General features: G+C 40.6%; 8 protein-coding genes. All 8 read left to right on the forward strand.

What is annotated here, in order from left to right; translation table 11 throughout:
• Nucleotides 1-282: 282 nt before the first annotated feature.
• Nucleotides 283-1185 (forward strand): glycosyltransferase, encoded by a 903-nt coding sequence (locus JEU20_RS14640; RefSeq protein WP_198246786.1) that lies wholly within the window; start codon nt 283-285, stop codon nt 1183-1185.
• Nucleotides 1182-2171: a UDP-glucose 4-epimerase family protein gene (locus JEU20_RS14645; RefSeq protein WP_198246787.1), complete on the forward strand. Its 990-nt coding sequence runs from the start codon at nt 1182-1184 to the stop codon at nt 2169-2171. Before JEU20_RS14640 ends, JEU20_RS14645 begins: the two co-directional genes overlap by 4 nt.
• A 61-nt stretch (nt 2172-2232) precedes the next feature.
• The gene (locus JEU20_RS14650) at nt 2233-2502 is read left to right on the forward strand and encodes a hypothetical protein (protein ID WP_198246788.1); all 270 of its coding nucleotides are present in this window, start codon (nt 2233-2235) and stop codon (nt 2500-2502) included.
• A 122-nt stretch (nt 2503-2624) separates the two neighbouring features.
• Nucleotides 2625-3041, forward strand: coding sequence for a nucleotidyltransferase substrate binding protein (locus tag JEU20_RS14655; protein ID WP_198246789.1), 417 nt, complete (start codon nt 2625-2627; stop codon nt 3039-3041).
• Entirely contained in the window at nt 3014-3298 is a 285-nt protein-coding gene (locus JEU20_RS14660; protein ID WP_198246790.1) for a nucleotidyltransferase domain-containing protein, read from the forward strand. The genes JEU20_RS14655 and JEU20_RS14660 overlap by 28 nt, the downstream gene beginning before the upstream one ends.
• 74 nt (nt 3299-3372) lie before the next feature.
• Nucleotides 3373-4365 (forward strand): SPL family radical SAM protein, encoded by a 993-nt coding sequence (locus JEU20_RS14665; protein ID WP_198246791.1) that lies wholly within the window; start codon nt 3373-3375, stop codon nt 4363-4365.
• Nucleotides 4353-5066, forward strand: a complete 714-nt coding sequence (locus tag JEU20_RS14670) for an SDR family oxidoreductase (protein ID WP_198246792.1) — start codon at nt 4353-4355, stop codon at nt 5064-5066. Before JEU20_RS14665 ends, JEU20_RS14670 begins: the two co-directional genes overlap by 13 nt.
• A 57-nt stretch (nt 5067-5123) precedes the next feature.
• Nucleotides 5124-5581: ion transporter (locus tag JEU20_RS14675; RefSeq protein WP_342590527.1), on the forward strand; the 458-nt coding region annotated here is incomplete at its 3' end.

Raw genomic sequence — 5581 nt, forward strand, 5'->3', positions numbered from 1 at the left:
AAACTCATCTATCCGGCGCAAAGTTTTAAACCGATGGAATATTCGAAGACAGTTTTTTTTATATAATAAGGCTTTTAGGCTTTTTTTGTTGAAAAATTCAATACTTTCATCGCGGGATGCAAAAATATCTAAATAAGTACTTATATTCCTAAGTACTGATAATTAGAGATATAATTCCTACATAAAAGTATAACAATTTTAATAAACATTGGAAGTTGAAAAATAAAAACGAAAATTTATGAACGATTTGAAGTTGAGAATATTCTGATTCTGTAAGGGCATATGAATACTTTGGATTTTCCAAAAGTTGCAGTTTTGTTGGCTATATATAATGGAAAGCCATTTATTAATAAGCAACTAGACTCCATACTTAATCAAATTAAAGTTAATGTACAGGTATTTATCAGTATTGATTTGTCAGCAGATGATAGTTATGACTATTGCAAGACCTTAGATCGAGAACATATTAATTTAACGATTCTTGGGTATGGAAAACGATTTGGAGGGGCTGCTAAAAACTTTTTTCGATTGATTCGCGATGTCGATTTTTCTGGTTATGACTATATTGCTTTTTCTGACCAGGATGATATCTGGTTTTCAGATAAGTTGATCCATGGAATAGGGCAGATGGGAAAGCATCATGCAGAAGCTTATTCAGCGAATGTTATTGCTTTTTGGGAAGATGGACGAGAAAAGTTAATTGATAAAGCTCAGCCACAAAGAGAGTTCGATTATTTATTCGAGGCAGCAGGGCCTGGGTGTACCTATATCTTCACTAATAAAGCAGCGAGTCTAATAAAATATTATTTAAATCAGTTTCCTGAGTTGGATAATTTTATTCTTCATGATTGGTTGTCTTATGCAATTTTAAGGCATAACCAATATAAATGGTTTATTGACTCAGTTCCTAAAATGAAATACAGGCAACACGATAATAATCAAATAGGTGCTAATACATCTTTTAGAGGGAAATTGCATCGAATACAGACTATTTTGTCTGGTCAAGCCTTTGATTATGTAGCTATGCTAATCAATGTCCTGAAGATTTATGACCTAAATGTTTCATCTAGAATAGGAGTGCTTAAGTTAGCTGTTAAAGCAAACCAATTACGACGTCGAAAAATAGATCAGATTTTTGCTTTTATTGCATTGCTTATTTATGCCATAAAAGGTCCTGATAAATGAACATTTTAGTAGCAGGTGCAACAGGGTTTGTTGGTAGTGTTTTGGTTAATTATTTAATTAAAACTGGTCAAAAAGTCATTTCATTATCGCGACAGCAAACAAATCTGTTACCTACAGAAGTAGAACAGCTTATTGGTTCTATGGAGTCATTAATTGATGATGCGCAATCATCAAGAAAACAGTTAAAACATCAATTACAGAATATTGATGTTGTGATTCATCTTGCTGCTCGGGTTCATATGATGCAGGAAAAGTCTGAGAATCCTTTGCATGAGTTTCGTTTAGTCAACTGCGATGCAAGTCTGGCTTTGGCAAAAATGGCGGCTGACTCGGGTGTGAAGCGGTTTATTTATTTAAGTTCAGTCAAGGTGAATGGTGAAATGACTGAGCTAAACAAACCGTTTAAACCCGATGATTTTGTTGAACCAGACGACCCTTATGGTTTATCCAAATATGAAGCTGAGCAGGGTCTGTTAAAATTAGTCCGGGAAACGAATATGGAAGTCGTGATTATTCGTCCGCCATTGGTGTATGGTCCCGGCGTTAAAGCTAATTTTGCCGCAATGATGAAATGGGTGAACAAAGGTATTCCCCTGCCTTTTGGTGCCATTCATAACAAACGTTCACTGGTTGCTTTAGATAATTTGGTGAGTTTTATTATTCATTGTATCGATCATCCGAAGGCGGCCAATGAGATTTTTTTGATTTCAGATGGCGAAGATGTTTCGACCACGGAGCTATTACGAAAGGTTGCCAAGGCACTCGATAACCCCCCCCGGCTTGTACCGGTGCCGGTCAGTTGGATGCGGTTTGTGGCCAAATTATTGGGCAAGGAGCAGGTGGCCAATCGCTTGTTTGGTTCATTACAGGTCGATAGCGCCAAAGCGCGGGAGTTATTGGGCTGGAAGCCGGTGATTACGATGGATGAGCAGTTGAGGAAAACGGCAGAAGTTTTTTTGAACAAAAAGGCATCCGTTAATGAATGATATACGATATATTTAGTGCTTTGACAATGGCAGTATCAGCGGGGGGTAAGGGCGTAAAATTATGACGACCATGATTACAGAAGTTTATAACGCATTTAGAAAGGCTGGGGTTGATGAAGAAACAGCAGAAAAAGCCGCGATTGCCTTAACAGAAGAAAAAAATAAAGAACAAAAAGATGTTGAGCAAAAGATTCATGATATTGACCTACGCGTAAACAGCATAGAGAAATTATTGTTTGAAATAAAAGCGGAAAACAAAATCAACAGGTGGATGTTAGGCCTTATCATAGCCATTCAAGTTATTCCCTTTTTGCGGGAAATTCTGAGATAAAATATAGCATTCAATAAGGTAGCTCCAAAGCTTGGGCGTTATTGGGCTGGAAGGTGGTGATTACGGTGGATGAGCAGTTGCAAAAAACAGCAGATGCTTATCTAAAAATAAGGTGTGAGTGAATGGACGATGTACGCTATATTCAACGCTTTGAGAATTTTGATAAATCTTTTTTATTGTTAAAAGATGCGTTGGCGATTAATAACCCATCAATCGTGGAAAAAGCAGGATGTATCCAGTTTTTTGAAACGACTTTTGAACTTGCATGGAAATTGATGAAGGATTATCTGGGGTTTTTGGGGTATGACGCAAAGTCTCCACGAGAGGCGATAAAGCAGTCTTTCAGTATGGGCTTGATTGAAGATGGAGGCAGATGGTTGGATGCATTGATGGACAGAAATCTTACTGTACATACTTATGATGAAAACATAGCCAATGAGGTTTATCAAAAAATCAAGAATGACTATTTTTTATTGCTTGAAGCATTACACAATAAATTCAGAGATATGATATGTTCGGATTCACAGAGGATGAACTAGCGACTATTCTGGAGATATTAAGGAAAAACAATATTAAAACCTGCATTTTATTTGGCTCTCGGGCAAAGGGTAATTTTAAAAAAGGCAGTGATGTGGATATTGCAGTTCTTGGCGATGACAGAAAGCTGGCTTATTGTTTAAATGAAGAGAGCAACTTGCCTTATTTTTTTGATGTGGTTAATCTGGAGACCCTGAGAAATCAAAATTTAAAAGAGCATATTCGTCGTGTCGGTAAGCGACTGGATGAATTATTTTAGGGATGAGCATTTATTTCCCTTGATGATGGGGTGGCAGGCATGATAAATCGCAGTCGGGAAATTCAGCTTAACGCATGATCACCCGAATTTATATCGAACAAGCGATTAAACAGCATCCACGAGTGCAACAAATTTGCCAGCGTTTTCCGGAAGCCAGGCAGATTGAATGTGAACGCTATGGTGAGGTGTTTAATCCTAAGGCGCAGAATTTCCGTATTCAAAAACAACAACCGGCCTTGATTTTGGCGCGTAAGCATAAAGGTTATGCGTTGCCCGCGCCGGCGGGTTATGGCATTGGTGCGCAGCAGAATTATTATTTCTCGCACATGCTCAATTGTTTGTATGATTGCCGCTATTGTTTTCTGCAAGGCATGTATCAATCGGCCAATTATGTCCTGTTTGTCAATTATGAAGACTATATGGATGACATCAGGGCAATCAGTGCACAACATGCGGCACAGCCGGTGCATTTTTTCTCCGGTTATGATTGTGACAGTCTGGCGCTGGAGCCGGTGACCGGGTTTGTCGATTATTTTTTACCGCAATTCGAAAAACTGGATAATGCCTGGCTGGAGTTGCGCAGTAAAAGCACGCAGATTCGTCGGTTATTGCAGTATTCGCCTTGGCCGCGTTGTATTGTGGCGTTCAGTTTGTCGCCGGAGGATGTAGCGGATAAATTAGAACATAAGGCTCCGCCTTTGCAAAAACGGTTGGAAGCGATGGTTAAATTGCAGCAACAGGGCTGGCGTCTAGGCTTGCGCTTTGACCCTTTAATTTATCAAGAACATTACAAAGACACTTATCGACAGTTATTTGAGCAGGTTTTCAGCCGTATTGATGTTGCGTCGTTACATTCGGTGAGTTTAGGCGTGTTTCGGCTGCCGGAAAAATACTATAAAAAGATCTACAAACTTTATCCTGAAGAAAAGCTGTTTGCCAGCCCGTTACAGCATGCGGCGGGTATGGTCAGTTACCGGGACGATCTGGAGCAGGAAATGATGGCGCAATGCAGCCGGATGCTGCTGGACTATATTCCAGAAGATATCTTTTTTCCATGCACAGTATGACACGGACGGTATTGGTGATCGGTGCGAGTTCGGGCATTGGTCGGGCCGTCAGCCGGAAATTGTTGCAACAGGGGCATCGGGTGATTGGTTGTAGCCGTGATGTGAGCAAATTCAGCCAGCCGCATCCGGTGTTTTTTCCGGTTGAATTGGATTTAAGTCAGCTGGAGGCGATTCCAGACACATGCCGCCAAATTCAAGCACAGCATCCGCAGCTAGATGCTGTGGTGTTTGCCGCAGGCTTTGGGCGCTTTGCCTCGTTAGAAGAATTTTCCGGGCCTCAGATTGAGCAGTTGATGACGGTGAATTTTACGGCCCAGGTTTTTCTGACCAAGGCGTTGCTAGCTAAATTGAAGCAAAAAGCGCATGCTAATCTGATTTATATTGGTTCGGAGGCCGCCTTGCGCGGTGCGCGTAAAGGCACGATTTATTGTGCCAGTAAATTCGCCCTAAGGGGGTTTTGCCAGAGCCTTGCCGATGAGTGTGGTAAAAGTTCGGTACGGGTTTCTCTAATCAACCCGGGGATGGTCAGAACGCCGTTTTTTGACGTGTTAGATTTTTGTCCGGGTGAAGCTGAAAAACAGGCATTGAAGGCCGAGGATGTCGCCGATGTCGTCGCTTATGTCTTAGCCGCTCCCCGTCATGTTGCGATGGATGAATTGATTTTGAATCCTGTGAATAAGGTGATTCAGTTTAAAAAATAGAATCTGCGTGTTTTTCCGGCTACACTGTTCATTTGTTCCCCAAACTTTTCAGCGTTAATGCTTGCCAGATTTCTTGTTTATATCGCGTATTTTTTAAAAAACTCCATACGTTACCAACACTGTAAGCGGTTTTTTTATGACCTGCTGGAAAACCCGAAGAGCAAATTAAAATCCCGCTTCGATATGTTCATGATTGTGCTGGTTATCGCCAGTGTATCTTCTTTGGTGTATGAAGTAGAGCATGGTTTGGGGCAGTGGAGTATCTATCTTGAGCATTTTGTCGTTAGCGTATTTATTGCCGAATATTTACTCAGGATGTGGATTTATTCAGACAGCCATCGTTTGATTATCGATTATTACGAACACTGCGAATATTTATCGATTCGTTTCCGTTTTATGACGGCACTGAAAAAGGTTTTCGCTAAAAAACTGGCCTATATGGTTACGCCGTTCGCCATTATCGATTTATTGGCGATTTTACCGAGTTACCGACCACTCAGAATTCTCAGGGTATT

The organism is methane-oxidizing endosymbiont of Gigantopelta aegis (assembly GCF_016097405.1).
Taxonomy (GTDB): domain Bacteria; phylum Pseudomonadota; class Gammaproteobacteria; order Methylococcales; family Methylomonadaceae; genus Methylomarinum.